This is a genomic window from Micromonospora sp. M51, from assembly GCF_018070305.1.
GTDB classification, from domain to species: domain Bacteria; phylum Actinomycetota; class Actinomycetes; order Mycobacteriales; family Micromonosporaceae; genus Micromonospora; species Micromonospora parva.
This window is the reverse complement of sequence record NZ_JAGPXZ010001236.1, coordinates 1-1,058: the sequence shown is the minus strand read 5'-3', so window position 1 is coordinate 1,058 and position 1,058 is coordinate 1. Positions and strand designations below refer to the sequence as shown.

At 72.1% G+C, this 1,058-nt stretch carries 1 protein-coding gene; it reads right to left on the bottom strand.

Annotation, left to right across the window (positions count from 1 at the left end):
• Positions 1-1,058 (bottom strand): sigma 54-interacting transcriptional regulator (locus tag KBX53_RS33945; RefSeq protein ID WP_210863923.1); only part of this gene is annotated, 1,058 nt, incomplete at both ends.

The window sequence follows — 1,058 nt, the reverse complement described above, 5'->3', positions numbered from 1 at the left end:
CCCTCCTCACCGCTCTCGAACTCGACCTTGCCGCGCAGCGTGCTGGTCACCGACACCGCGTCACCGACGCGGGCAACGGCGGCCTCGGGACGCCCGTCCGGGGTGCTGGAGGCGGCGAGCAGACCGGCGCGCCGCAGCGCGGCACCGGCCACCGTCTCGGCGGCGGCGATGGCGAACCGGGCGGAGACACCGGAGCGCGGGTCCACCGACGGCGACTCCCGCACGGCGCGGGCGAAGCGGGCCAGCACCTCCAGCACGTGCTCCGGCACCTCGGCGACCAGGTCCGCCTCCTGACGGATCAGCGCCAGCTCCAACTCCAGGTCGACCGGGTAGTGGGTGCGGATCTCCGCGCCGAACCGGTCCTTGAGGGGGGTGATGATCCGGCCCCGGTTGGTGTAGTCCTCCGGGTTGGCGCTGGCCACCAGGAGCAGGTCCAGTGGCAGCCGCAGCTGGTAGCCGCGAACCTGGATGTCCCGCTCCTCCAGCACGTTGAGCAGCGCCACCTGGATGCGCTCGGCCAGGTCGGGCAGCTCGTTGACGGCGAAGATGCCCCGGTTGGTGCGCGGCACCAACCCGAAGTGGATGGTTTCCGGGTCGCCGAGGGTACGACCCTGGGCGATGCGGATCGGGTCGACGTCACCGATCAGGTCGCCGACGCTGGTGTCCGGGGTGGCCAGCTTCTCGCCGTACCGCATCGAACGGTGCAGCCAGCCGATCGGCAGCTCGTCGCCGGCCTCGGCGACCTGGGCGCGGGACGCCGGGGTGAGCGGGTGCATCGGGTGCTCGTTGAGCACCGAGCCGGGCAGCACCGGGGTCCACTCGTCGAGCAAAGCGCCCAGCGAGCGGATCAGCCGGGTCTTGCCCTGGCCGCGCTCGCCGAGCAGCACCATGTCGTGCCCGGCGAGCAACGCCCGCTCGACCTCGGGCAGCACTGTGTCGTCATAGCCGACGATGCCGGGGAAACGGGTCTCGCCGGAGCGCATCCGGGCGAGGAGGTTGTCACGGAGTTCCTGCTTGACGGTGCGGTAGTGGTGACCGGCCGCCCGCAGCGAGCCGAG